Origin of the sequence: Devosia psychrophila (genome assembly GCF_000971275.1) — a bacterium.
GTDB lineage: Bacteria > Pseudomonadota > Alphaproteobacteria > Rhizobiales > Devosiaceae > Devosia > Devosia psychrophila.
The window spans coordinates 56,234-81,751 of record NZ_LAPV01000084.1; the positions used below are offsets into that span (position 1 = coordinate 56,234).

Below are 25,518 nucleotides of genomic sequence, written 5' to 3' on the forward strand. Positions count from 1 at the left end.
ATCCCTCCCTCATGGCCATATTGCTGAACCCACTACCGTCCATCGACACGCCGCGCTTTGATGCTTGGCTGGCCGAACTGCCGTCCGACCAGCAGGTCGCGCTGACCGCGTATCGCGCCACGATGGCGCCACTGCTGGAATCCGCGCCCTATCTGCTCGAGCTGGCGCAGCACAATGCCGAGTGGCTGATTGCGACCCTGGCCGACACGGCCGACGGCGCCTTCACCGACATTATCGACATCGTCGATAGTCTCGGCAGCACCGCCACCACCGAGGAAGCGCTGGCGCCCGTGCTGCGAATCGCCAAGGGCCGCACGGCTTTGCTGGCGGCAATCGCCGAAACCGGTGGCGGCTGGACCACTGCACAATCCACTGCGGCCCTGTCCGACCTCGCCGATGCGGCGCTGGACGCCGCGTTGAACCTGTTGATGCGCCAAGCCGCCGACAAAGGCCAGTTGACCATCTCGGCCAGCGAAGCGACCGCCGCCAATTCCGGCCTCGCCATCTTCGCCCTGGGCAAGCACGGCGGCCAGGAACTCAACTACTCCTCCGATATCGACATCGTGGTGTTCTACGACCTCGAAAAGGGCGTGCTGGTCGATCCGAGCGAAGCCACCAAGATCTATTCCCGTATCGTGCAAAAGCTGGTCGGCCTGATGGAAGACCGCCAGGCCCACGGCTATGTGTTCCGCACCGATCTGCGCCTGCGCCCCGACCCCGGCTCTACCCCAGTTGCGATCTCGTTCGAGGCCGCACTGGCCTATTACGAAAGCCGCGGCCAGAATTGGGAGCGCGCCGCCTGGATCAAGGCCCGGGCCTGTGCCGGTGACAAGCGCGTCGGCGAGGCGTTTCTGCGCGAACTGGCGCCCTATGTCTGGCGCAAGCATCTCGACTTCGCCACTATCGCCGATATCCAGGCGATGAAGCGGCAGATTAATATCTCGAAGAATGTCGGGGACATCCGCGTCGAGGGCCACAACGTCAAGCTCGGCCGCGGCGGCATTCGCGAGATCGAATTTTTCACCCAGACCCAGCAACTTATCGCTGGTGGCCGCGACAAGACTCTCCGCGTCAAGCCGACCGCCCATGCCCTCGCGGCGCTGGCCGATGCCAACTGGATCACGCCGCGCGCGGCGACCGAGCTGACCCAGACTTACTGGTTTTTGCGCGCCGTCGAGAATCGCCTGCAGATGCTGCGCGACGAGCAGACCCATGTCATGCCCGGCTCAGCCGCCGAAGTCGCCATCATTGGTCGCCTGATGGGCGAGCCCGACCTGCGCCAGTTCGAAAGCAACTACCGCGCCGCCCTCGAACGCGTGGTCGGCTATTATTCCGAGCTGTTCACCGAAGGCGAAAGCCTTGGCAGCGGCGAAGGCAATCTGGTTTTTACCGGCAGCGATGACGATCCGGGCACGGTGGAAACCCTGTCCGCCATGGGCTTTGCCAATCCATCCAAGACAATCGAGACGGTCCGAAAGTGGCACTATGGCAGCTACCCCGCGACCCGCGCGTCAGCCGCCCGCGCTCATCTCACCGAACTGCTTCCGGCGCTGCTGACCACGCTGAGCAATGCCGGCAATGCCGACGAGGCTTTGGCCAAGTTCGATGACTTTCTGTCGCGCCTGCCGACCGGCGTGCAACTGTTCGCTCTGCTGCGCAGCCACGCCAACCTGCGCACGTTGCTCGTGCAACTAATGGCCTCGGCGCCCCGCATGTCCGAGGCCGTCATCCACCGCGCCCATGTCATGGACGGCTTGATCGATCCGGCCTTCGCCAATGACATCACCCATCGCGACGTGCTGATCGCCAAGGTCGACGCCTTCCTTGCCGAAGCGCGCTCCTACGAGGAAATCATCGACCGCGCCCGCATCATCGGCCAGGAGCAGAAATTCCTGATCGCCGCCGGGCTGCTCTCGGGCACGGTCAGCGCCACCGGGGCAGGGGAGCAGTTCACCGCACTGGCCGAAACCCTGGTCAACCGCCTGTTCGACAGCGTCCGCGCCGAGTTCGTCCGTCGCCACGGCAAGCTGGCCGGGGGCAAGGTCGCACTGCTTGCCTTCGGCAAGATGGCCAGCCGCGAGATGACTGTCACTTCCGACCTCGATTTCATCCTGCTCTACGACGCGCCAGATGCCGAGTCCGATGGCGACAAGCCGCTGACCACCAACCATTATTATACCCGCCTGACCCAGCGCCTCGTCGCCGCCGTCACGTCCCCCACCGGCGAGGGCGTTCTCTATGAGGCCGACATGCGGCTGCGGCCCTCGGGAAATGCCGGCCCGCTTGCCACCAGCCTATCCGGCTTCCGCGCCTATCACCGCGACAATGCATGGACCTGGGAACACCTAGCCCTCAGCCGAGCCCGCGTCATCGCCGCCGATGGCCAGTTTAGCCAAGAGGTCGATACGGCCATTGCCGAGGTGATGAACCGCCATCGGGACGCCGGCAAGATTGTTGAGGACGTCGTTACCATGCGTGGCCTGATGGCTCGGGAACGCCCGGCGCGCCACCCGTTCGATCTCAAGCTCGCCCAAGGCGGGTTGGTGGATCTCGAATTCATCGCCCAGTCGGCGCAATTGCTGGCCGGCCAGACCATCGGCCTGCCGCAGGCGCTGACCGCGCGCGTGTTGTCGCGCCTGGCAGAGACCGAACTGGTGCCCGAGGGCGCTCGGCTGGCTGAAATCCACGAGATCTATTCGACGGTGCTACAGGTGATGAGTTCGGCCCTCGTCAGCCCGTTCAAGGACGAAGCCTGGACCGACGCATTCAAGGAATTGCTGGCTGGTCTGACGCACTACCCAAGCTTTGAACTGCTCGATCTGGACCTCAAGACCATGCGAGGCGAGGTAAGCGCTGCGTCGGTAAAATGGTACGAGACAGCGCGGGGACTTTAGCGCTTCCGACCACCCCAACCACCGCCTTTTTCCTCGGGCCTGACCCGAGGACCATTCACCGGTTGTGCAATGTTGAAAGTGGCCCTCGGATCAAGTCTGAGGGAAAAAGAAGTCTGTAACCGCTATTCCGCGGCCTGCACATTCGAATTCCGCGCTAGCGGCAACGAGATCGCCACCGTCGTTCCGATCATCGGCGTCGAGTCGATGGCCAAGTTCCCCCCGCTCAGCTCGGCAATGGCGCGGGAGATGGATATGCCCAGTCCCGGCCCGACGCCTTCTCGAGTGAAGGTTGCGTCCCCCAGAGCGAAGGGCTGAGACAGGCTGGCGAGACGGTTTTCATTCATGCCGAGGCCAGTGTCGGTGATTTCAATGACAACGCCGTCACGGGCGGCAAAGGCTGCCAGCTTGACCTGCCCGCCTGATGGCGTGAAGCGCAGGGAATTCTCGATGAGATTGGAGATCATGCGCGTCAGCCCCAACCGGTCGCCCTGGATGATGGCGTCGCTATGTTCGCCCAGTACGAACATTATTCCTGCCCGGCTGGCCTGCGCCTTGAACCGTTGGATCACGTTATCCATCAGGACATCGAGGTTGATCGGATCGCTGCGCAGCGGTTTCTGCCCGCCCTCGAGTTCGGCAAGATCGAGGATGGTGGCAAAGCTGGCCAACAGGCCTTCGCCCGATGCCTTGATCGATTGCACATAGTCGGCATAGCGCGCGTCACCCAGCGGTCCATAGGTCTGGTGCCGCATCAGTTCGGCAAAGCCAATGATGTGGTTGAGCGGCGTGCGGATGTCGTGGCTGAGATGGGCGAGGAAGTTGGTCTTTGACCTGCTGGCGGCCTCGGCCTTGAGCTTTTCCTCGTGATAGCGGCGGGCCAGCAGGCGCTGCTCTTGGCGAATGGTGTGCAACATATTGTCGGTGCGCTTGGCCTCGGTCACGTCGCTGATCAGCGTCATGAAGGCGCCTTCGCCGAGTGGCCGCTCTTCGATCAGCAGGCAGTCGCCATCCTCTCGGTGCAGCTCCAGCACCCGGCTGCCATCGTCGTCGTTGAGAAGTTTTATATAGCCGCCCATGCTCAGCCGTTTGACCGCGTCCTGGTAGGTCATGTTGCCTTTGCCCAGATTGAGCCGGCTGCGATATTGTTCGTTGCACACAATCAACTGCCCGGCCCGGGTCCAGCAGGCGACGCCGAGCGGGATAGCGGCGGCCAACGTGCTGTAATTGTGCCGCTCCGCCGAGTCCGGCATGTTGTCGCGGCGCTTGCGAGCCGCCAGCAGGGTCACGAGCCCGGCCAGCACGATGGCCACGCCGCCGCGTTGCAAAACGCCGGTCCACACATTGCCTTGATGGGTCTGCAGCGCCAGCACGCCATGCGGTTGCGCCGGAATGTAGAGCCCCGCTAGCATCGGACCAGCGGGTATGGCTTCTGCGGCGACAAGGCTGGCGCGTCCTACCGAGATGAAGCGTCGATTGGCTGCGTCCAGTTCGCTGTCAGCTTGGGCCGGGGTCAACGACACGATGTCCCTGACCAGTGTCGAGCCCATGATCGCCAGCTCCCGCCGCGCATCTTCGAAGCTCCGCACGGCATCGTGCAAGATGAACAGAGTCGCGGCTATCAGCGCCGTCAGCGCCACGGCATGGGTGAGAGGGGTGCTGAACTGGAAATATGGGTTGCGGGATGCTGCTTGCCCCTTGGACTTTGCATGCCTATCTGCCTTGACCTGACCAGCACCGAATCCGGTTACGCTGGCGCCGGATGTCTCCGCCGACCGCATGTCATTCTCCAGTCTGCAGGGTGTGTGATTTGCCCGTCGATTTGCCCTTAACAAACAATGAATCACAGGGACTCTGAAGTCCATCCCCCCGCCCGTCGGCTAAATCGGCGCAGCCGGAATTCACGAGTCGGCAGAGTCACTTAGGCGCGAAGAAAAAATTCTTCCACAGGCAGCGGTCCTTCTAAACAACGACGCGCCGGCAAAGGCAAAATTTCGAGTGCCGGCGCGAGGTTGCATAGGTTTTGGGGTGGCGTTATCCACCTACCATCCGCGTCAGGATATCGGCGACGTTACGGCTCAGCGCAGTCGCCTGCAGAGCGGCCAGCGCCCCCTTGGCTGCGTCGCGCCGGGTGCTGTCCAGCATGGGCCAGATGCGGAAACCGGTCAGCACGCGAGCGGCGACCTGTGGATTGATTTTGTCCACCTCGGTCACGAATTCCGCCACGAAGCGGAAGCCGGCGCCATCTGCCCGCGCGAACTGCGTCGGGTTGTTCATGGCGAAGGTACCGACGAGCGAGCGCAGCCGGTTCGGATTGGTCTTGGGAAAGCTCGGATCGGCCAGGATCGCCTTCATGTCCTCGATCACCCCGTCGCGTGGCGCAGCGGCAGTCACCGCCAGCCACTTGTCGAGCACCAGCGGATCGCCGCCGAAGCGGGTGCGGAAGTCCGCCAGCATGCCTGCGACCTGAGGCGTGCCGGCATAGGTTGAACTCGCAAGTGCTGCCATCCGGTCCGTCATGTTGGTGGCATTGCCATATTGTTGCGCCGCCAGCATATCAGCCCCTGCGGCCTCCGACGCCAGCAGCAGGCCCAGCATGCGGTTCCGCAGTGAGCGACGACCGGTGCTGAGCGCATCGGGAGCATAGGGCGTCGTACTGGCCAGCGCGTTGTAAGTTGCCAGCAATTGCATCGCCAGCGGCTCGAATACCGCGTGGAGCAGCTTGCCGCGTACCGCGTGGATCTTGTCGGGGTCTATATCCGTGGCGATCTCGCGGCCAATCGACTGCTCGTCCGGAATGTTCAGCGCCAGCGCCTTGAACGCATCGTCCAGCGTCTCGCTGCCCAGCGTTTCGGCCAGGGCTTCGCTCAGCGCCGTGACCGAAGCGTCGCTCCATGGCGTGCCTTTCACGGCCGCCACTGCGAGCGCCATGCCCACGTCCTGAAGCGCCTGCCAGCGGTTGAACGGATCGCTGTCATGCCGCGCCAGGAACAGTTGATCCTGCTGGCTCGACTGGCTTTCCAGCACCACCGGCGCCGAAAAACCGCGCAGCAGCGACGCCACCGGTCGGTTGGCGATGCCGGTGAAGGTCACTTCCGCCATCGCGCTATTCAGCACGATCAAATCATCGCGCACCTCGGCGCCGCTGACCTCGCTCCAGCCCATCGGGCTGCCATTGGGACCCAGCAGGCCGAACTTGATCGGCAGCACCAGCGCCTGCTTGTTGGGCTGCCCTGGCGTCGGCTGCGTTTCCTGTGTCAGCTTCAGAGTATAGGTCTGCCTGTCCGCATCGTAATGCTCATTGACCGTCAGCTTCGGTGTGCCGGCCTGAAGGTACCAGGTCTTGAACTGGTCGAGGTTGACGCCATTGGCATCGGCAAACGCCGCGAGGAAGGCCTCGATCGTCGTGGCCTCGCCATCATGGCGTTCGAAATACAGGTCCATGCCCTTGCGAAACCCAGCTTCACCCAGCAGCGTTGCCAGCATGCGGACGATCTCGGCGCCCTTTTCGTAGACCGTGGTCGTGTAGAAGTTGTTGATCTCGCGAAACTGGTCCGGCCGTGGTGGATGCGCCAGTGGGCCGCCATCCTCTGGAAACTGTGCCCGGCGCAGCGTCGCCACGTCCGAAATTCGCTTCACCGCCCGCGACCGCTCGTCCGAGGTGAATTCCTGGTCGCGGTAGACCGTCAGCCCTTCCTTCAGACAGAGCTGGAACCAGTCGCGGCAGGTGACGCGGTTGCCTGTCCAGTTGTGGAAATATTCATGCGCGATAACCCGTTCGATGCCGTCATAATCGCCGTCGGTCGCTGTGTCCGGCTTGGCGAACACCAGCTTGTCGTTGAAGATATTGAGGCCCTTGTTCTCCATCGCGCCGAAGTTGAAATCGCTGACGGCGACGATATTGAACACATCGAGGTCATACTCGAGCCCGAAGCGACGTTCGTCCCACGCCATCGAGCGCTTCAGGCTGTCCATCGCCCACAGGCACTGGTCCTCCTTGCCATGCGTGCAATATATGCCCAGGTCCACCTTGCGGCCCGACCCGGTGATAAAACTGTCGGTGATCGAGCCAAGGTCGCCTGCGACCAGCGCGAACAGGTACGCCGGCTTGGGGAAGGGGTCTTCCCACACGGCATAATGCATCCCGTCGCCGGCATCGCCCTTGTCCACCAGGTTGCCATTGGCCAGCAGTACCGGCGCTACATCCAGCGGCGCCGTCATACGCACCTTGAACACGGCAAGGTTGTCCGGCCGGTCGAGATAATAGGTAATGCGGCGGAAGCCTTCGGGCTCACATTGCGTGCACCAGGTGCCGCTCGAACGATAGAGCCCCATCAGCTTGGTGTTGGTTTCGGGCTGCAACGTGACCTCGGTTTCAAGCACAAACCGGCGCAGCGGCGGCTCGAATACTGTCAGCCCGTCGTCATTGGCCGCATAGGCCGACAGCACCAGCGGCGCGCCATCGATGGCAATCGAGCCCAGCACCAGTCCGTCGCCGTCCAGCACCAGCGGGGTGCCCGGCGCAGTGTCGTCGCGCGGCTCCACCGTCAACTGCGCCCGCGCGCGGGTATTTTCAGTGAGAATCCTGAAGTCGAGATCGACCGAAACAATCCGATACGGGCTCGGCGTATAGTCCTTGAGATAGATGGTGTGCTCGGTTTCGGTGCGCATGTACTGATCCGTCAAATCGTCGGTCTGAAATCCACTGTGGCAGGGCCGCAACAGTAGACTCGCCGCTTTCGTGTATCCTAACGGCCCTGCACCCGTTTCGGTCCACTCTTCTACGTCAATTCAGACGGCATTGGGGAGGGGCTTGTCTTGTGCTCCTCTGCGCCAATTTCGGGCGTATCGAGTGCGATATCCAAATTCCGGTCGGCATCGCATCGGTCCATTCGCACCCGCCCCTCGGAGGATCGGGCTGGCGCGGTCCTTCTGCTCTGCGATCTGGCTCAACTCCGGTGAATGACTATGCTGCGTTGGTTCGAACGACGTCTCGATCCCTATCCTGCCGGTGACCCGGTCGAGCCCCCCAAGGGCCTGCTGGCTTTTTGCCTGCACTACAGCCACGGAGCCAAGAAGTGGCTGGGCCTGATGGCCTTTGCCGCAGCGGCCGTCGCCATTGGCGAAATTGTCATTTTCGGCTTTATCGGCGATGTGGTGAACTGGCTGGCTGACGCCGATCCACAGAACGTCCTCCAGACTGATGGTTGGAAGCTGGCCCTGATGGGCGGCATGATCGTGTTCGTGCTACCGTGCTTTGCGCTGATCTCGACCCTCACCATGCACCAGACGCTGCTGAGCAACTTTCCACAGCGCATTCGCTGGATGAGCCATCGCTATCTCATCCGCCAGTCGATGAGCTACTTCCAGGACGAGTTTGCCGGCCGTATCGGCGCCAAGCTGATGCAGACATCGCTGGCCGTGCGCGAAGTGGTGATGAAGCTGCTCGACATGCTGGTCTATGTCGTCGTGTATTTCACCGGCGCCGTCTTTCTGGCGGCGTCCGCCGATTGGCGCCTGGCCATTCCGTTTCTGGCCTGGCTCGTCGCCTATGTCTCGCTGATGGTCTATTTCATTCCGCGCATGGGCAAGATTTCCGAAGCGCAGGCCGATGCCCGCTCGTTGATGACCGGCCGCATCGTCGACAGCTATACCAATATCGCCACTGTGAAGCTGTTCTCACACTCCAATCGTGAGGAAAAATACGCCAAGCAGGCAATGGACCAGTTCCTCGACACCGCCTACCGGCAGATGCGGCTGTTCACCGTCCTCAACATGCTGGTGCTGTGGTCCAATTCCCTGCTGCTGTTCGCCGTCGGCGCTACCGGCATCTGGCTGTGGATGCAGGGTGTGATGTCACCCGGCGCCTTGGCCGTCTCGCTCGGCCTCGTCATGCGCTTCCAGGGCATGAGCCAGTGGGTAATGTGGGAAATGTCGTCGCTGTTCGAGAATATCGGCACGGTGCGTGACGGTATTTCTTCGCTGTCGGTCTCCCGCGTTGTCTCCGACGCCAAAGGCGCCGAACCGATCGGCACGGTCCACGGCGATATCAAGTTCGACAATGTCTCGTTCCACTACGGCAAGACCTCCGGCGTGATCGACAACCTGAACCTCCATATCCTCCCCGGCGAAAAGATCGGCCTCGTTGGTCGTTCCGGCGCTGGCAAGTCCACCTTGGTCAACCTGCTGCTGCGTTTTTACGACCGCGCGGATGGCAAGATCCTGATCGATGGGCATGACATTGCAAAGGTCACGCAGGATAGCCTGCGCGCTAATATCGGCGTGGTGACGCAGGACACCTCGCTGCTGCACCGCTCGGTGCGCGACAACATCATCTATGGCCGCCCTGACGCGACCGAAGCGATGATGCGCGAAGCTGCCGACCTCGCCGAAGCCTCCGACTTCATCGACGGCCTGAGCGACCTGCAGGGCCGCAAGGGCTTCGATGCCCATGTCGGCGAACGCGGCGTCAAGCTATCGGGCGGCCAGCGTCAGCGCATCGCCATCGCCCGCGTGCTACTCAAGAACGCGCCCATCCTGGTGCTCGACGAAGCGACCTCGGCGCTGGACTCCGAAGTTGAAGCCGCCATCCAGGGTCAGCTACAACTACTGATGAAGGGCAAGACCGTCATCGCCATTGCCCATCGCCTGTCCACCATCGCCATGATGGATCGGCTGGTGGTGCTCGACAAAGGCCGCGTCGTCGAACAGGGCACCCACGCCCAGCTGCTCGAAACGGGCGGCATCTACGCCAGCCTGTGGAACCGCCAATCCGGCGGCTTCATCGACGCCGACCAAGCCGAGGACGCGGCACAGTAGGCGCGGGACTGTCCGCAAACACGATCTATACCCTCCCCCTTGAGGGGAGGACAGGGAGGGGGTTCTGCGCCCTCCGGGAATATCGAAGTTCATGGGGGCGGCAGAACCCCCTCCCTTAATCCCTCCCCTCAAGGGGAGGGAGGACGACTGAAGCATCTAACGACCACAACCAAAGGAATACTCAGATGGGTGACAATATCGAAACGGCCATTCCCGCGAGCACCAAACATGCCGCGCCCCGCTTTGCTCAACGCAAACCTATGGACCGATTCCGAACCTGACCTGAGCCTTCAAACCCTCTTCGTCAGGCGCGGCTCACAATCACGAGCTCAAAATGTTCAACCGCGTCATTGCCTTTTTCGACCATCTCTATTCGCCCACCGCCCTGGCAACCAACCGCCAGCCGCCGATGGGTCTTCGTCCCTTTGTCAGCTATTTCATCGGCCAGTTCCGCATGGCCTTTGCCATCCGCATTGCGCTGGTGTCGATCGGCTCCATCGCCGATGCGCTGATGCCGGTGTTTGTCGGCCTCGTCGTCGGCATGCTTGCCACTACCAATCCCGGCGAAATCTTCGACCAACACGGCCAGACCTTCCTCTGGATGATCGTTGTCATCGTGCTGGTCCGGCCGCTGACCTTCATGATGGATACGCTGATCCGCAACCACGGCATCGTCCCCAATCTGGTCGATCTGGTGCGCTGGCAAAGCCACTATCACGTCATCCGCCAGAGCTGGACCTTCTTCCAGAACGACTTTGCCGGGCGCATCTCCAACAAGATCATGCAGGCCGGCGAGGCCATCGAAATCGGCGTCAACCTGACCATCGACGCCGCCTGGTACGCGCTGATTTTCGTCATCGTGGCGATCATCGTGCTGGCCCAGCTCGATCTCATGCTGCTGGTGCCGATCGGCGTCTGGCTGCTGCTCTATGCGATCCTCTTCAGCATCACCATGCCGCTGATCGCCCGCTATTCCGAGGATCTGTCGGAGAGCAAATCGGTGATGACCGGGCGCATCGTCGACAGCTACACCAATATCCAGACGCTCAAGACCTTCTCGACCGGCGAGCACGAAGACCTTTACGTCTCGGACTCGATCAACGACCACGCCGTCAGCTTCCGCAAGCTGATGCGGGTGTTCACCTACATGTGGTCGATCCTGTTCCTGCTCAACGCGGCCCTCGTGGTCTCGGTCACCTGGCTGGCTTTGGCCGGCTGGAACAATGGCACGCTCTCCGCCGCCGCAGTGGCGACGGCCATCCCCTTCGCCTTGCAGATCATGAACATGAGCGGCTGGATCCTCGAAATTGGCTCCAACATCTTTCGCCAGATCGGCAATATCCGCGACTCGATGGATACTATCGCGCAGCCGCTGACCATGCTCGATATCCCCGACGCCAAGGCCATGCAGGTCACCAAGGGCGAGCTGGTCTATGACAATGTCAGCTTCAACTACTGGCGCGGCAAGCAGGGATCGGTGATCGACGAGTTCAGCCTGACGGTAGCTCCGGGCGAAAAGATCGGTCTCGTCGGCCGCTCCGGCTCCGGCAAGTCGACGCTGGTCAATCTTGCCCTGCGCATGTTCGACGTGCAGGAGGGTGGCATCCGCATCGACGGGCAGGACGTCCGCAACGTCACGCAGGAAAGCGTCCGCGCCGCCATCGGCCTCGTCAGCCAGGACACCTCTCTGCTGCATCGCTCGGTCCGCGAAAACCTCAAATACGGCCGCCAGTCGGCAACCGACGAGGAAATGATGCGGGCCGCCGAGCAGGCCAAGGTGCATGACGTCATCATGGGCCTGGTCGATCCCAAGGGGAACACAGGCTACGACGCCCATGTCGGCGAGCGCGGCGTCAAGCTCTCCGGCGGCCAGCGCCAGCGCGTCGCCATCGCCCGGGTGCTGCTCAAGAACGCCCCGATCCTGGTGCTCGACGAAGCCACTTCGGCGCTCGATTCCGAAGTCGAGGCGGCAATCCAGGAACAGCTGACCACGCTGATGCAGGGCAAGACGGTGATCGCCATCGCCCACCGGCTGTCCACCATAGCCGCCATGGATCGTCTGGTCGTGCTGGAACAGGGCAAGATCGTGGAGGAGGGCACCCACGCCCAACTCCTGGCCTCCGGCGGCCACTACGCCCACCTTTGGGAACGCCAATCCGGCGGCTTCCTCGATCTGGATGCGCCAGCGGAATAAGGCATAGGCGTCGCGAGATTTAACTCGCGGCGCCGAACATCTGGCTGCGCTGGAAATGCCAGCCTTTGTGCTGGCTCGAAAGCTGCTCAAACATCGCTTCTTCGCTCATCGGCCGGCCAAACAGGTAGCCCTGCATTACCGTACCACCGAGGCCCAGCAATACATCCAGTTGTTCCTCGGTTTCGATGCCCTCGAACACGCAGGAAACCCCGAGGTTGCGGCACAGGTCGACCGTTGTCTTGACGATCGCCCGGCTGGTCGGATCGGTGATGACTTCCTTGACGAAGCTGCGATCCACCTTGATGCAGTCGAGCGGCAATTTTTGGACATGTGTCAGGCTCGAGTGGCCGGTGCCAAATCATCCAGCGCAATGCGTGAACCCAGCGCCAACAGCGCGATCAGCCCATCGCTGGCCTGCTCCAGATCGCGCATTACGGCGGTCTCGGTGATTTCGAAGTCGACCCGGCACGGCGTGCCCGCCTTTTCCACCAGCGCCACGATGGCCTCGATGGCGGTGGTCGAGGCGAGATCATGGGCAGAGAGATGGTCCGAGAGACGCAGCGAGCGCGGCAGCTTGGCCGACACGGTCAGCGCCTTGCCCAGAACAGCGTATCGGCGGTGTCACCCGGCCTCGATGCCGCAAAGCCCGCCGATGCCGACAGGTGCACGATGCCCAGCTTGGTATCGAAACTTGGCCGCATCGCTGCCGTGAGTACATCGCCACAGGCCTGCATTGCGGCTTCCGTGGTCATTTCCACCAGGATCAACGCAAAATTGTCGTTGCCCAGCCGCGCCACCATGGTCGATGGCCGGCGCAGGGCGTTGATGCGCTGTGCCACTTCCACCAACACGCGGTCGCCGGTGATCTGTCCAAAAATGTCGTTGACCGATTTGAAGCTGTCGAGATCGAGCCGGGCCACGGCGATCTGCCGCCCCTCGGCCTCCGCTAGTTCCAGTGCCGCTTCGAGATGCCGGTCGAACCAGCGCCGGTTCGGCAGGCCCGTCATGCTGTCCACATCCTTGCGTCGCTGGTGATCTGGTTTCGCGTCCGTAGCCAGAAAGCAATGCGCAACACGCAGCCAGCACCAGCGAATTGACCAGCAGGATGCGGTACATAAGCGGAACTTGCCGGGTAAAAGCGCGCGCCTGGGCCTGAACCAGATGAGGATCATCTGGAACGGCAAAGAACTGCTTTATGGTCTTCAGACCCGACATGGCCTTCTGCCCCCCGCAATGATCCGAAGCTAGGCAGCGAAATCCCAATAGACCCGTACACGAAGTCGATTCACCTGCATCAGTGGTTCGAAAAACACCAAAAGCAACGATGCAATTCCCGAAAATTCCACCAGCCAACCCATTGGAAGCGTTCCCGAGTCCGGCTAGAACGCTGATGCAATCGATTGCACGTGACGTGATCGCTGCAGAAACCATGCCGAGCGCCGTCAAAACGGTGCATGAGGAGACGACTATGGCCATGCCAGCCACCTATTCCGCCCTTGATCTGACGGGCAGCTTCACCCTCTCGTCGCCTACCAGCGACGTCTCAGCACCCATCACCCTGCCGGGTGACGTGCATGGCGCCCTGCTGGCAGCAAACCGTATTCCCGATCCGTATTTTGGCGAGAACGAAAAGACCGTGATGTGGGTCAACGAGACCGCCTGGTCGGTCGAGCGCCGCTTCACCGCCAGCGCGTCTGACATTGAGGGCTACCTCACCCTCACGCTGGCCGAGGTCGATTGCATCGCCACCGTGCTGCTCAATGGCGAAATTATCGCCAAAACCCAAAACAGCTTCATCCGCAACGACATCGATGTCACCGGCAAGGTCCGCGTCGGCGACAACACCTTGCGCATCGAGTTCGACATTGCCCCCGACGTCGCCAAGGCGCGGTCGGACGCCCATCCCTTCCCGATCCCCTTCACCTACAACTATCAAACCAACGGTTTGAAGGGCATCCACATGAACTTCATCCGCAAGGCCGCCTGCCATGCGGGTTGGGACTGGGGCATTTGCATCATGCCCATCGGCGTCTACGGCACCATGGCACTGCGCAAATCGCGCCTCGCGCGCCAGGACAGCGTGCAGGTCGATCAGTCCCATGGCGAGACCTCGGTCGAACTCTCGATCAAGACCCGCGTCTTCGCCTTCGCCCACGGTGAAGTAGAACTTGAACACGCCATCGACGGTCAGCTCATCGCCGACAAGGTCTCGGTGCAGAAGGGCGAGAACCTCTTCACCCACAACATTACCATTCACAATCCAAAGCTGTGGTGGCCGGCAGGGCAGGGCGAGCAGCCTCTCTATGAGCTGGTGACCAACCTGGAGGGCGAACAAACCACCCGCCAGATAGGCCTGCGCAAGCTCGAATGGATCGTCGAAAAGGACGAAATCGACCACAGCTTCAAGTGCCGCATCAACGGTCGCGACATTTCCATGCTGGGCGCCAACTGGATCCCTGCTGACGCCATTCCGTCGCGCATCACTCCCGCTGTCATCCGCGACCTGCTGGAAAGCGCCAAGGCCGCCAATATGAACATGCTCCGCATCTGGGGCGGCGGTCAGTACGAGCCGGACTATTTCTATGAGCTCTGCGACGAGCTCGGCATCCTGATCTGGCACGATTTCATGTTCGCCTGCATGAGCTACCCGTCCGATCGCCCCTTCCTTGACAACGTCCGCACCGAGATCACCCAGCAGGTCCGCCGCCTCAGCCACCACGCCTCGATTGCGCTCTGGTGCGGCGACAACGAAGTCATCGGCTCGCTCGGCTGGTATCCCGAGACCAAGGCCGCACCCGAGCGCTACGTCGCCAATTACGACCGCCTCAACTCCATGCTCGGCAACATCGTCGAGGACGAAGATCCGGCCCGCCGTTTCTGGCCGTCTTCGCCCTCCATGGGCTACCTCGACTTTTCCGATGGCTGGCACGCCGATACCCGTGGCGACACCCATTATTGGGACGTCTGGCACTCGGCCAAGCCTTTCGAGGCCTACCGCACGGTCAACCCGCGCTTCGCCTCGGAATTCGGCTTTCAGTCCTTCACCTCGATGAATGTCATCGAAACCTTCGCCGAAGAAAAAGACCGCAATCCGTCTTCGCCGGTGATGGAAAACCACCAGCGCAATGCCGGCGGCAATGCCCGCATTCTCGAGACCATGACGCGCTACTTCCGCTTCCCGCGCGACTTCGACCAGATGGTGTTCCTCAGCCAAATCCAGCAGGGCCTCGCGATCAAGACCGCGATCGAATACTGGCGCTCCACCAAGCCACGCTGCATGGGCACGCTGTTCTGGCAGATCAACGACATCTGGCCGGTCGCCAGCTGGTCCAGCCTCGACTATGGCGGGCAGTGGAAGCTGCTACAATATATGGCCAGGCGCTTCTTCCTCCCGGTCAACGTCGTGGCCGTGCCCAGCAAGGACAACGCAGAAATCACCTTCCGCGGCATCAACGACAGCGGCAGTCCGACCACCATCTCGCTTGAAATTCGGGCCGTAAAGGTCGCCGGTGGTGATCGCGTGGTGGCCTCGCTTAACACCGCCATCGGCTCGGATGCCGCCATCAGCATCACCACGCTTCAATCCGCCGACCTTGCCGCCGACGAATTCCTGTTCTTCTCCTGGCGCGGCGCCAAGGGAAATCTGCTCGGTGAAAACGATTATTTCCCCAAGCCCTACAAGGCCTACGAACTGGTCCAGCCCAAAGTCCGCGCCGCCTGGTCGGACAATGACGGTCAATTCGTTCTGACCTTGACCAGCGATCAGCCGGCCCTCTTTGTCACCGCCACCGTCGACATTCCCGGTTATTTCTCCGACAACGCCGTGACACTGCTACCCGGTCGCCAGACCGAACTCACCTTCACCCCCCGCCACGGCGCCAAGCCGTCCGCGGCCGAACTGGTGCAGTCACTCAAGGTGAGAAATTTGAGCGAGACGTTCTAAGGATGCCGAAGTCGACACCCTCCCCCTTGTGGGGAGGGATCAAGAGTGGGGTGGGCAAAGTAAATAGTGCCACAAGAGTGAAGCGGAAACCTCCCCCATGATGGGGGACGCTAGGAGGGGCCGCACACACCGGGCCCCCATTAATCTCCCTCCGTCATTGACATGCCCCCTCGCTTCTCCCATCCCTGCATCACGTGGCGCCTCCCGCTACGGCCCTCCGGAACCATCATGTCCGCTCACATCGCGCCCGTTGAAGAGCGCCACAATACCGGTATTGGCATTCTGCTGCTGTCGCAGCTGATTCTGCTGTTTCTCGATACCTCGGCCAAGTGGATGTCCACCCAGGGCATTCCCACCGGTGAAATCGTCTTCATGCGCTACGGCATGCATTTGGCGCTCATCCTGCTCTTCGTCTGGCCGCTGCGCAAAGCCGCGCTGTTCCGCACCGCCAACTGGAAGCTGGAAGTGCTGCGCGGGGTCTGCCTGCTGCTGACCACGGCCGGGAATTTCCTCGCGATGCGCTACCTGCCGCTGACGGTCACGGGTGCCCTGATCTTTACCAGCCCGCTGATGGTCTGCGCTCTGTCGGGGCCGCTCCTGGGCGAGACCATTGGCTGGCGGCGCTGGCTCGCCATTGTGGCCGGCTTCATCGGCATCCTGATCATCGTTCGGCCCGGTACCGAGGCGTTCCAACCCGCCTCGCTGCTGGGCCTCGGCGCGGCATTCTTTGTGGCACTTTTCTCGATCATCACGCGCAAACTGGCAGGTGTGGATACCGCCATGACGCAGCAATTTTATGCCGGCGCCGTGGCCCTGCTTCTCGTCACACCCTTCGCCTTTGCCGGCTGGGTCTGGCCTTCCGACAACATCACCTGGCTTGCCTTCTTCGGCGCCGGGGTTGTGGGCATGATAGGCCATATCCTGATTTCGGTGGCCCACCGCTTCGCGCCACCCTCGACGCTGGCACCCTTCAACTACCTAACGCTGCTATACTTGGCCCTGGTCAGCTGGATCATCTTCAACGAGCCTCCCGATCGGTGGTTCTACCTCGGCGCCGGCATCATCATCGCCAGCGGCCTCTACATCTGGCTGCGCGAACGTTCACTCAACAAGCAGTCCACCTCGGTCGACGTGGCGATCGTCGATTAGCTCTCGGTCACGTCGTTGATCGGCGGCCTCGTTTCGGCGTCGCCCTGGGTGATCAGCCGCGCGCTGCGCTGCCCGCTCAGATAGATCCATAGCCAGCTCAGCGCTACCGCCAGCCGGTTCTTGGTGTCGATCAAAAAGTAGATGTGGGCGATGCCCCACACCCACCAGGCAAGCCAGCCCTTGAGCCGAATCCAGCCGAAGTCGATCACCGCAGCGCGCTTGCCGATGGTCGCCAGATCGCCGGCATGCTTGTAGCGGAATGGCAGGGGCGTCGTGTCGCCGCGTAGGCGCGCGCGGATCACCTGGGCCGCATGCTTGCCGCCCTGCTTGGCAGCATCGCCAACGCCCGGTACCGGCTTGCCGTCTGCCTTGGCTATCGTCGCCGTGTCCCCCACCACGAAAATTTCCGGATGTGCCGGCACGCTGAGATCTGGCGCGACCTTGACCCTCCCCGCCTTGTCCGGCTCGACATCCAGCCACTTGGCTGCTGGAGAAGCCTGCACCCCCGCGGCCCAGATGATGCACTCTGCGTCCAGCCGCTTGCCTCCATACACCAGCCCGTCGGCATCGATCGCCTCGACTGGCTCACCCAGGATGACTTCCACGCCCAGGTCACGCAGAGCCTGCAGGCTGTATTCCGATAGCTCCGGTCTGAAATTGCCCAGTACCTTGTTGGCTGCTTCGATTAGCACTACCCGCGCGCTACTAGGATCGGCGCAGCGGAACTCGCCCTTCAGCGTTTCCCGCGCCAGTTCGACAATAGCGCCCGCCAGTTCCACACCCGTCGGCCCCGCGCCGATGATCACGAACGTCAGCAGCGCCCCTCTTTGCTCGGGGTCAGGCTCCCGCTCCGCCGCCTCGAAGGCCAGCAAAAGCTTCCGGCGAATGGTAGTGGCGTCTTCCAGCGTCTTGAGACCGGGGGCGAACTGTTCCCAGTCGTCATGCCCAAAATAGGCGTGTCGCGCCCCGGTCGCGATGATCAGGCTATCATAAGGTACCGGCGCGCCATCGGCGATGAGCACTGTCTTGCCCGCAACGTCCACGCCCGTCACCCTTGCCAGCAGCGTCGTTACGTCGTGCCGCTTGCGCAGGATATGCCGGATCGGCCAGGCGATTTCCGAGGTGCTGAGCGACGCCGTCGCGACCTGATACAGGAGTGGCTGGAACAGGTGATGGTTGCGCCGGTCGATTAGCGTCACCTCGACATCGGCGCCCCCCAGCGCCTGCGCTGCCGAAAGTCCGCCAAAGCCGCCGCCGACGATAACCACCTTATGCCGTGCCATGAACGCCTCCTTGTTGCCCATTATGTGGTCAGCAAGGGCTTGTATGGCAAACTAGAGCTGATCGACATTCATCTCAGGATAAGCCGAAAATGGTGGCTTTCGAGAACCGGACCGGAGCGTACGTTTGGGTACGTGAGGACCGGAAGCGCAGAAAACGGCCATTTGCAGGCCAGCATCAGCGAATGTCGATCGGCTCTAGATTGCCGCCCGCCAGCGCTGGGCGTAGGCATCCAGCCCGGCCACGGTCAGAGGCTCAACCGCAACCCCAACCGCCGTATGCCCTTCGCCCGCCCCAAACAACATGCTGGCCCCAAGGCTGGTCCCTGTCGCATCGCCCGATGCCGAAACCCTCACGCCTGTCAGCCCCGCCAGCGCCTGCGCAAACAGCGCGTTGCGGGCCAGCGGCCCTTCGATAATGATCTCTTTGCCCAGCCCGCACAGGCCAAGGCAAGCCTCCGTCACCAGCGCCAGATACAGCGACACCACCGCCGTCCGCTCGCCCGCACTCAGTTCCTCGGCAGGCCGCGTCCAGTGCCCAATCGCAGCCGGGAACGGCCCCACACCCGGATTGAAATTCGGCTGCACCCGGATATCCTCGCCAATCACCCGCGCAATATCTGCATCGCTCGGCGTCTTGTTCTCCGGCACCAACTGGTCAAATTCCCGCCCGCCCATGAACCGCGCCGTCGGCACCGCGCGACCGAACGCATCCACATTGGCCAGGCTGTCCCGCGCCTGATCGAGATGGGTTGTATCTCCGCCCACCGTCATCGCAATGGTCCAGGTGCCGGTCGAAATGATCGTGAACGGCGCCTCATGCGCCCCCAGATGCGGCAGCAGCGACGCATTGGAATCGTGGATACCGCAAGCGACCGGCACGTCCGTCGTCAGCCCGGTCTCTTCTGCCGCTAGCGGCGTGAGAAAACCTATGACCGAAGTCGCCGGCTTTACCGCGGGAAACAATTTGGTCCAGCCCTGCGCCGCCACCATGCTGGAAAAATCTGATCGGCTCGGCGCCCAGAGGTCAGTATGGCACCCCAGCGACGTCACCTCGCTCGCCATCGCCCCGGTCAAGCGCCACGCCCAATATTGCGGATAGGTCAGGATCGCGGTGACCCGCGCAAAGTCCGCGCTATGCGCCTTCGCCTGCCAGAATATCTGTGCGCCAAGGTTTAGCCCGTTCGGCAGTCGGGGCGACAGCGTCTCGGCGAAATTTGGACGCGCCTCGGCATAGCCGGTCGCCGTCTCTTCGGGCCCATTATGCTCATAGTCCAGCACTGGCATGGCCAGCGCGTCCTCAGCCAACAGCGCCGCCGTCGCGCCATGCGTGGTGATGGAAATCCCGTCCACCTTGTGCTCGGCATGCAGCACGGTCAGGCTGTCCAGGATAAACCGCCACAGCATCTCGACGTCTGCATGCGGGTAAAGCCCGTCGCGCCGCACCACATTGGGAGTGCTCCGCACGGCCACCTGCTGCTGCGTGGCAGAATTGATCAGCACCACCTTGGCATTGGTCTTACCTATATCGATGACGGCGATGTGGCGGGGCAGGGACATGGCGGACGCTCGATAGGACTGGTCCCGCGCCAAATACTTGAAATCTCCGCTATGCACCAGAACTGACATGTTAGTTCTTCACCTTTCGCTCCGCTCTTCGATTTCCTTCTCGACATGCTCCGGACCTTTGTTTGGGTCCGGCACATAAACCCGCTCTAGTGGGTCCTTGTCCCGATCTTCCGCTGCCACCTCGGCACCGAGTTGTTCCGCGGCATCTCCCTCGCCCGCGATGACTTCTGCTGCCCGGTTTGGTGCTATGCCAAAATTGTCGACCAGGAAGTGAACTTCCGCCTTTTGATCGACCGCCTCGTTTTCAGCCATGGCTGTCTCCTGCATTTCAGCCGCCCGCCGTAAGTTATGCGGCAAAGACGTCAATGCCTCCGGTGCTGTGGAGTTGCACCTGCGCGGCAGAAGGCCGGTCAGGGGCGCAAATAAGAACTTCAGCCCCGATGGAACAGGTGGTGATCGACACCGTTGGCATTTTCCTCAAGCAAGGAGATTTCAGATGTTTATGCGAGTCGACAGACTGATTACGGATTTGCCACCGCCTCAGAAGCAGGATCCTAACGCCGCCGCCGCCTTGCAGGAACTTCTGGGTGGCAAGTATGGCGAGATGTCCACGCTCGGAAACTACATGTTCCAGAGCTTCAACTTCCGCTCAAAGGACAAACTTCGGCCGTTCTACAGTCTGGTCGCTTCGATAACTGCTGAGGAGCTAGCCCATGTCGAACTCGTCAGCAATGGCGTCGCCATGATCAACAACGGCCCCGAAAAGCCCAAGGGCGACATGGGTACCGGCGGAGACATTTCCAAAACTCCTTTCGAGGCCATGGCCGATATCCGCCTCGCCTCGGCATTTCTGTCCAACGGCGGCGGAGCAACGCCGGTCAACAGCAATGGCGTGTCGTGGAACAACGACTTCATCACCACGACCGGCAATGTCATCTTTGACCTGCTGCACAATTTCCACCTCGAATGCGGCGCCCGCATTCACAAACTGCGAGTCTATGAGACCCTGAGCGATCCAACGGGTCGCGAAGTCTGCGGCTACCTGCTGGTTCGTGGCTCGGTCCACGCGCATTCCTATGCACTGGCGCTCAAAAAGCTGACCGGTGTCGAAATCGAGAAGATGCTGCCGACTCCCAACATCAACCTGTCAAAAATCCCTGAATGCCAGAAGTATCTCGACGAGGGCTCGCATCGCCGCCTCTACACCTGGAGCCAGGACGACTACAAGGAAATCTCCGGCATCTGGTCCAATGACGAAGTCGCTCTGCCGGGCGATCCGCCAGGCCCGCTCGAAGTCGTCGAAGGCATGCCAGCAGGTGGCAAGATGCAGCAATTGCAGGGCGTCCCATCCGCCTTCACGCCTGATTATGCCCCCGAAGAATTTTACGAAATTGCCTCCAAGCTCTACCAGGCGTCGCGCTGATCGATCCACGGGGCGGCCCAGTGTCGCCCCGTTCGCCTTGCGCCTATCGACGGAAATCACCCATGAAGGCTGATCACTGTCCATCCTGCGCTCGCATATGCTATGGCAGCTGCTACATTGGTCGCTCCCACGCTTTCCGGACCGGCTGAGCGCAGAAAAGTACAGTGAGATGACTAAGTTAGACCGGCGCTTCGCTGTGGCCCCTATGATCGACTGGACTGACCGGCACTGCCGCACGCTCCATCGGCTGCTGACACGCGAAGCCCTACTGTTTACCGAGATGATCACCAGCGCTGCCGTGGTCAATGGCGATGCGCACCGTCACCTCCGCCTCAATCCTGATGAAGGCCTCGTTGCCCTGCAGCTCGGAGGTTCCGATCCGGCCGAACTGGCGAAAGCCATTCGCCTTGCCGAGCCCTATGCCTATGTCGAAATCAACCTCAACGTCGGTTGCCCCTCCGATCGCGTGCAGTCCGGCAAGTTCGGCGCCTGCCTGATGGCCGAGCCTGACTTGGTCGCCGATTGCGTCCGCGCCATGCGCGGTGCCACCGATCGCCACGTCACCGTCAAATGCCGCATCGGCATAGACGATCAAGACACCGAGGAAAGCCTCGACCGCTTCGCTGATGCGGTGGTTGGCGCTGGCGTAGATGCACTTTATGTCCATGCCCGCAAGGCCTGGCTGAAGGGCCTCAGCCCCAAGGAAAACCGCACCATTCCGCCGCTCGACTATGACCGGGTCCACCGCCTCCGTGCTCGGCTGACTCCGCTGCCCGTCATGCTCAACGGCGGCCTCGAAACCCTCGAAGCCGCCGAAGCCGAAATGGCCCATATGGATGGCGTCATGCTTGGCCGTGCCGCATATCACACGCCGATGATTTTGGGCGAAGTCGATAGCCGCTTCTTTGGCGTGTCCAACGAGCCACCGACGCTCGAAGCCATCATGCATGCCATGGCCGATTATGCGACGCGCGAAGCCGCCGACGGCACGCGCCTCAACAATATCGCCCGCCACATGCTCGGCCTCGCCAATGGCCTACCCGGCGCCCGCCAGTTCCGCCAGATCCTCAGCGTCGACGCCTGCAAGCCCGGCGCCGATGCCTCCGTCATGCTCCGCGCGCTCGAAGCAGTGCAGCGCCCGCGCCTCGCCGAAGCGAGCTGATTCTTTCGCTTACCTGCGGTCATATTTCGTTTCCACCCAATTCAGTTTCGCGCTCGCCCGTGTTACTGACATGGCACCGACGACAGCGCCCTGCGAAGCGCAATCATGAGTCGCGGCACTTTGGGGAGCCTTGTCAATGCTACGCAAATATCGCCTGTTCCATCTGGGATGGGTCATCATTCTTATCGGCGCGCTGCTCGCCCATTTCATCCAGACCTCCGGCGGCATCGCCATCAAGGACGTCCGCTTCACAGGCAATAATGGCCAGACCCTGAGCGGCCTGCTTTATGTGCCGCCCGGCGTTACCAATGAAAACAAGGCCCCCGCCATTCTCGCGGTACACGGCTATATCAACAGCCGTGAAACACAGTCCGGCTTCGCCATCGAATATGCCCGCCGCGGCTATATCGTGCTGGCGCTTGACCAGTCCGGGCACGGCTATTCTGAAGGCGCCGCCTTCTCCAACGGCTTTGGCGGCCCCGGCGGCCTCGCCTATCTCCGCTCGCTCGATATCGTCGACGTCGACAACATCGGCCTCGAAGGCCACTCCATGGGTGGCTGGACCATTCTCGCCGCCGCCAGCGCCATGCCTGATGGCTATAAGGCCATGGTCCTCGAAGGCTCCAGCACGGGTGCACCCTTTGCGGCCGATGGCACCACCGCCTGGCCGCGCAACCTCGCCGTGGTCTTCTCCAAATACGACGAGTTTTCGCAGCTGATGTGGAATGTGGATCGTGCCCAGGACGTGGCCACCAGCCCCAAGCTTCAGGCCGTATTCGGTACGACTGATGCCATCGTCCCCGGCCAACTTTACGGCGATATCGCCGCCGGCACCGCCCGCCAGCTCCAGACGCCGAACACTACCCATCCGGGCGATCACCTGTCGCCCGAAGCCATCGGCCACTCGATCGACTGGTTCGCCCAAACTCTCGAAGGCTCCGAAGCCCTTCCATCGTCCAACCAGATCTGGCTGTGGAAGGAAATCGGCACGCTGATCGCTCTGGTCGGCTTCGTCGTCCTCCTGGCCGGCACCTTCGACATGCTGCTCGCCGCCCCGGCTTTTGCCGGCCTGCGCAATGTCTCACCCGAAAACCCAAGCGCCACCGCCTACGTCAAGCGCACGCCTAAGTGGTGGTTGGTGTTAGCCATCAGCGCCTTCGTCCCGGTGCTGAGCTACTATGCGTTCCTCTACTGGGGCGGCCTGCTGCTACCAGCCTCGGCAATCTTCCCGCAGACCATCACCAGCCAGATCGCCTTCTGGGCAGTTCTCAACGGCGTCATCGTTTTCGCCCTCGGCTTCGTGCTCAAGGGCGACAAGGTTTCGGCTCGCGGCAATATCTGGCTCTCGGTGCTGATCGCCCTTGCCACCGTCGGTATCGGCTATCTCTTTGTCATCGCCGCCGATTTCCTGTTCAAGGTCGACTTCCGCTTCTGGGTCGTTGCCCTAAAGCCGATGAGCCTCATGCAGGCCAAGATCGCACTGGTTTACCTGGTGCCGTTCACGGTGTTCTTCGTGCTGGCGCTGCGTGGCCTCCACACCGGCTTATCGGTTTCCGGCGATAGCCGCCTGGTGCAATACGCCAGCAACATCGGCGCCCTGGCGCTGGGCTTCCTGGTGTTCCTCGCCTTCCAGTATGGAACGCTGCTGATCACTGGGCATCTGTTCAGCATGAACGAGCCGCTCAATACGGTCGTCGCCATGCAGTTCCTGCCACTGATGGCGATCATCGCCTTCCTGTCGACCTTCGCCTACCGCCGCACCGGCAGCTACCTCCCCGGCGCCCTCATCAACGCGCTGTTCGTCACCTGGTACATCGTGGCCGGCCAGGCCACCCAGTTCCCGGTCTGATCGAAACGCCGAAACGCAAAATGGCCGGTGGAAACACCGGCCGTTTTTGTTTGAGTCGATGCCGCCGCAAACTCGATCTGTCTCCCTCCCCCTTGTGGGGAGGGTATAAGGGTGGGGGTGCGGAGCGTCCGATAAATACCGAGTGTGAGGTTGACCCTGAACCCCCACCCTCATTCCCTCCCCACAAGGGTGAGGGAGGCGCTAGGACAATCCTCAGTGAAAACTAGTCCGCCAGTTCCAGCGAATTCTGCGTCACGCTATACCGGCTCAACGTCTCCAGAAACGTCATTCCCAGCAGGCTCTGGTCAAGCGCATTTTCCTCAGTCACAAACGCCACCACGCCTTCGCGCACAATGCCGCCGACCTCGATCCGGTCCAGCCGCACCCGGGCCGCGCGGCCCGTGCCATTGGCCGTCGAAACGGGGATAGTATAATTCAGCTTCTTGGTGGAAATCCCTGCTGCTTCGGCATCCGCCACCGTCAGCACTACCGCGCTGGCCCCGGTATCGAAGATCATCGGCGTGGTATGGCCATTGACCGTGGCATTGATCTCGAAATGCCCGCTGATGCCGCGCCGGAACGTCGCCAGCCCCTGTTCGGCATCGACCATCGCCACACCCGGCTGGAACTCGCCCGCCACCCGGCCGGCCATGCTGGTCAGCTCGTCGCGATAGGCATAGGTCAGCGCCGCCACGCCGAAAATACCCACCCACAGCATCACGCTACCGATCAGCTCCGACGCCTTGCGCCGCCGTGTAAATAGCCCGCCCGCAAACACGATCAGGATCACCAATAGCGGAATCAATTGCGCCGTCTGCGCCTGCGTCAGGCCTACCAGCGTCCCCGCATCGGCGCTGATCAACAGCGCCAATCCAACCGCAATCAAAAGCGCAATGCCGATAAAGATCATGCCACGGCCTTCCGCTTTCCCAATCCATCAACCCGATAAAGGCATCCCCTGCGTCGAATTCAAGACCGAAATGCTCCGAACAGTCCGACTTCGCTCGATAGACCTCATGGCCGCCTCTTCCTTCTCCCTCGGATTCGACCCGAGGTCCGCTCTCAACCAGCCACTATCCTCAAACAAATCCCAACAGCGCCGTCAGCACTGCAATCTCCACCAGCGCCCCAAGCGCCCCGATCAAATCGCCCGTCTGCCCCCCAATCATCCGCCGACACAGCGCCGTCCACCCCATAATCATCACCAGCGCCGCAATCACGGCTACCCCGGGCCCCAAT

16 protein-coding genes and 1 pseudogene are annotated in these 25,518 nt (G+C 61.8%); 8 read left to right on the forward strand and 9 right to left on the reverse strand.

The window, feature by feature from the left end; genetic code table 11:
• The first annotated feature begins 11 nt into the window (after nt 1-11).
• On the forward strand, nt 12-2,894 hold the full coding sequence (locus WH91_RS07115; RefSeq protein ID WP_052952653.1) for a bifunctional [glutamine synthetase] adenylyltransferase/[glutamine synthetase]-adenylyl-L-tyrosine phosphorylase: 2,883 nt from the start codon (nt 12-14) through the stop codon (nt 2,892-2,894).
• Nucleotides 2,895-3,016: 122 nt separating this feature from the next.
• On the opposite strand, the gene WH91_RS07120 is transcribed toward WH91_RS07115, so the two are convergent.
• Nucleotides 3,017-4,672, reverse strand: coding sequence for a sensor histidine kinase (locus tag WH91_RS07120; RefSeq protein ID WP_046170297.1), 1,656 nt, complete (start codon nt 4,670-4,672; stop codon nt 3,017-3,019).
• Nucleotides 4,673-4,925: 253 nt separating this feature from the next.
• Nucleotides 4,926-7,562 (reverse strand): aminopeptidase N, encoded by a 2,637-nt coding sequence (gene pepN, locus WH91_RS07125; RefSeq protein WP_046170298.1) that lies wholly within the window; start codon nt 7,560-7,562, stop codon nt 4,926-4,928.
• A 297-nt stretch (nt 7,563-7,859) separates the two neighbouring features.
• Here pepN and WH91_RS07130 point away from each other — a divergent pair, with 297 nt between their 5' ends.
• Both WH91_RS07130 and WH91_RS07135 read left to right on the forward strand, forming a co-directional pair.
• Nucleotides 7,860-9,710 carry an ABC transporter ATP-binding protein gene (locus tag WH91_RS07130; RefSeq protein ID WP_046170299.1) on the forward strand — a complete coding sequence of 617 codons (1,851 nt, stop codon included), beginning with the start codon at nt 7,860-7,862 and terminating at the stop codon, nt 9,708-9,710.
• Nucleotides 9,711-10,044: 334 nt separating this feature from the next.
• Complete coding sequence (locus tag WH91_RS07135) at nt 10,045-11,904, forward strand: ABC transporter ATP-binding protein (protein ID WP_082102038.1); 1,860 nt, start codon at nt 10,045-10,047, stop codon at nt 11,902-11,904.
• A 19-nt stretch (nt 11,905-11,923) separates the two neighbouring features.
• Here WH91_RS07135 and WH91_RS26070 read toward each other — a convergent pair.
• Nucleotides 11,924-12,489 (reverse strand): annotated as a pseudogene (locus WH91_RS26070) (EAL domain-containing protein).
• A gap of 2 nt (nt 12,490-12,491) precedes the next feature.
• Nucleotides 12,492-12,911 (reverse strand): GGDEF domain-containing protein, encoded by a 420-nt coding sequence (locus tag WH91_RS22535; RefSeq protein WP_052952655.1) that lies wholly within the window; start codon nt 12,909-12,911, stop codon nt 12,492-12,494.
• 383 nt (nt 12,912-13,294) lie between these two features.
• Between WH91_RS22535 and WH91_RS07150 the strand changes: the two genes are divergently transcribed.
• The gene (locus WH91_RS07150; protein ID WP_052952656.1) at nt 13,295-15,847 is read left to right on the forward strand and encodes a beta-mannosidase; all 2,553 of its coding nucleotides are present in this window, start codon (nt 13,295-13,297) and stop codon (nt 15,845-15,847) included.
• Between the two features lie 228 nt (nt 15,848-16,075).
• Entirely contained in the window at nt 16,076-16,996 is a 921-nt protein-coding gene (locus WH91_RS07155; RefSeq protein WP_046170302.1) for a DMT family transporter, read from the forward strand.
• Here WH91_RS07155 and WH91_RS07160 read toward each other — a convergent pair.
• The 3 genes from WH91_RS07160 to WH91_RS07170 all read right to left on the reverse strand — a co-directional run bounded on the left by WH91_RS07160 (nt 16,993) and on the right by WH91_RS07170 (nt 20,157).
• Nucleotides 16,993-18,279 (reverse strand): NAD(P)/FAD-dependent oxidoreductase, encoded by a 1,287-nt coding sequence (locus WH91_RS07160; RefSeq protein WP_046170324.1) that lies wholly within the window; start codon nt 18,277-18,279, stop codon nt 16,993-16,995. The genes WH91_RS07155 and WH91_RS07160 overlap by 4 nt on opposite strands.
• A gap of 195 nt (nt 18,280-18,474) precedes the next feature.
• Complete coding sequence (locus tag WH91_RS07165) at nt 18,475-19,836, reverse strand: FGGY-family carbohydrate kinase (RefSeq protein ID WP_244542340.1); 1,362 nt, start codon at nt 19,834-19,836, stop codon at nt 18,475-18,477.
• A gap of 78 nt (nt 19,837-19,914) precedes the next feature.
• On the reverse strand, nt 19,915-20,157 hold the full coding sequence (locus tag WH91_RS07170) for a hypothetical protein (RefSeq protein ID WP_143078068.1): 243 nt from the start codon (nt 20,155-20,157) through the stop codon (nt 19,915-19,917).
• A 184-nt stretch (nt 20,158-20,341) separates the two neighbouring features.
• Here WH91_RS07170 and WH91_RS07175 point away from each other — a divergent pair, with 184 nt between their 5' ends.
• The 3 genes from WH91_RS07175 to WH91_RS07185 all read left to right on the forward strand — a co-directional run bounded on the left by WH91_RS07175 (nt 20,342) and on the right by WH91_RS07185 (nt 24,279).
• Nucleotides 20,342-21,268 (forward strand): manganese catalase family protein, encoded by a 927-nt coding sequence (locus WH91_RS07175; RefSeq protein WP_046170304.1) that lies wholly within the window; start codon nt 20,342-20,344, stop codon nt 21,266-21,268.
• Nucleotides 21,269-21,437: 169 nt separating this feature from the next.
• Nucleotides 21,438-22,430 (forward strand): tRNA dihydrouridine(20/20a) synthase DusA, encoded by a 993-nt coding sequence (gene dusA / locus WH91_RS07180; RefSeq protein WP_046170305.1) that lies wholly within the window; start codon nt 21,438-21,440, stop codon nt 22,428-22,430.
• Between the two features lie 136 nt (nt 22,431-22,566).
• Complete coding sequence (locus WH91_RS07185) at nt 22,567-24,279, forward strand: alpha/beta hydrolase family protein (RefSeq protein ID WP_046170306.1); 1,713 nt, start codon at nt 22,567-22,569, stop codon at nt 24,277-24,279.
• A 223-nt stretch (nt 24,280-24,502) separates the two neighbouring features.
• Here the strand turns inward: WH91_RS07185 and WH91_RS07190 are convergent, their stop codons facing one another.
• Both WH91_RS07190 and WH91_RS25765 read right to left on the reverse strand, forming a co-directional pair.
• The gene (locus WH91_RS07190) at nt 24,503-25,189 is read right to left on the reverse strand and encodes a retropepsin-like aspartic protease family protein (protein WP_046170307.1); all 687 of its coding nucleotides are present in this window, start codon (nt 25,187-25,189) and stop codon (nt 24,503-24,505) included.
• Between the two features lie 169 nt (nt 25,190-25,358).
• Entirely contained in the window at nt 25,359-25,499 is a 141-nt protein-coding gene (locus WH91_RS25765; protein ID WP_282567549.1) for an adenosylcobinamide-GDP ribazoletransferase, read from the reverse strand.
• Between the last annotated feature and the right edge of the window lie 19 nt (nt 25,500-25,518).

Excerpts from the sequence above, each read along its gene's own strand:
- WH91_RS07115 (WP_052952653.1), top strand. The coding sequence starts at position 12 with ATGGCCATATTGCTGAACCCACTACCGTCCATCGACACGCCGCGCTTT.
- WH91_RS07120 (WP_046170297.1), bottom strand. The coding sequence starts at position 4,672 with ATGCGGTCGGCGGAGACATCCGGCGCCAGCGTAACCGGATTCGGTGCT.
- pepN (WP_046170298.1), bottom strand. The coding sequence starts at position 7,562 with ATGCGCACCGAAACCGAGCACACCATCTATCTCAAGGACTATACGCCG.
- WH91_RS07130 (WP_046170299.1), top strand. The coding sequence starts at position 7,860 with ATGCTGCGTTGGTTCGAACGACGTCTCGATCCCTATCCTGCCGGTGAC.
- WH91_RS07135 (WP_082102038.1), top strand. The coding sequence starts at position 10,045 with ATGTTCAACCGCGTCATTGCCTTTTTCGACCATCTCTATTCGCCCACC.
- WH91_RS22535 (WP_052952655.1), bottom strand. The coding sequence starts at position 12,911 with ATGACGGGCCTGCCGAACCGGCGCTGGTTCGACCGGCATCTCGAAGCG.
- WH91_RS07150 (WP_052952656.1), top strand. The coding sequence starts at position 13,295 with ATGCAATCGATTGCACGTGACGTGATCGCTGCAGAAACCATGCCGAGC.
- WH91_RS07155 (WP_046170302.1), top strand. The coding sequence starts at position 16,076 with ATGTCCGCTCACATCGCGCCCGTTGAAGAGCGCCACAATACCGGTATT.
- WH91_RS07160 (WP_046170324.1), bottom strand. The coding sequence starts at position 18,279 with ATGGCACGGCATAAGGTGGTTATCGTCGGCGGCGGCTTTGGCGGACTT.
- WH91_RS07165 (WP_244542340.1), bottom strand. The coding sequence starts at position 19,836 with ATGTCCCTGCCCCGCCACATCGCCGTCATCGATATAGGTAAGACCAAT.
- WH91_RS07170 (WP_143078068.1), bottom strand. The coding sequence starts at position 20,157 with ATGGCTGAAAACGAGGCGGTCGATCAAAAGGCGGAAGTTCACTTCCTG.
- WH91_RS07175 (WP_046170304.1), top strand. The coding sequence starts at position 20,342 with ATGTTTATGCGAGTCGACAGACTGATTACGGATTTGCCACCGCCTCAG.
- dusA (WP_046170305.1), top strand. The coding sequence starts at position 21,438 with ATGACTAAGTTAGACCGGCGCTTCGCTGTGGCCCCTATGATCGACTGG.
- WH91_RS07185 (WP_046170306.1), top strand. The coding sequence starts at position 22,567 with ATGCTACGCAAATATCGCCTGTTCCATCTGGGATGGGTCATCATTCTT.
- WH91_RS07190 (WP_046170307.1), bottom strand. The coding sequence starts at position 25,189 with ATGATCTTTATCGGCATTGCGCTTTTGATTGCGGTTGGATTGGCGCTG.